Genomic DNA, 343 nt, shown 5'->3' with positions numbered 1-343 from the left:
ATGAGCGTCTCGTGGGCTCGGCTGTCGCCTTGGCCATACGGCCTGAGCATCTCATGCTCGGCGGAGCCGCCGGCACCGCAAGTCTCGGCATAGCGAAAGTGAGCGACGTCGTCTTCCAGGGCAGTTTCAAGCGCGTCCTTTCCCTCTCCGTCGAAGACCCCTCGCTGCAGTTCATCGCCAAGCTGCCAGCGACCGCTACCGTCCAGCCGGGCGACAGGGTTGCCGTTTCGTGCGATACCGACCAGATCATTGTTTTGACGGACTGAAATGGGAACTCTTCCGGTCATCGACGCAGCAGACTGGTACGAGACTATCCGCATGGCCGATGGCGTCACGCTGATCC

Annotated in this window: 1 protein-coding gene; it reads left to right on the top strand. The window is 61.5% G+C overall.

All coding sequences use genetic code 11. From position 1 onward, the window contains the following. A partial coding sequence (locus EN745_RS35685) for a TOBE domain-containing protein (protein ID WP_127423366.1) occupies positions 1-266 on the top strand: 266 nt, incomplete at its 5' end. Positions 267-343: the final 77 nt, after the last annotated feature.

The sequence above is a fragment of the Mesorhizobium sp. M4A.F.Ca.ET.022.05.2.1 genome (assembly GCF_003998845.1).
In the GTDB taxonomy this organism is placed as follows: domain Bacteria; phylum Pseudomonadota; class Alphaproteobacteria; order Rhizobiales; family Rhizobiaceae; genus Mesorhizobium.
Note: the sequence above shows the minus strand (reverse complement) of the source record. Positions and strands in the feature narration are given on the sequence as shown.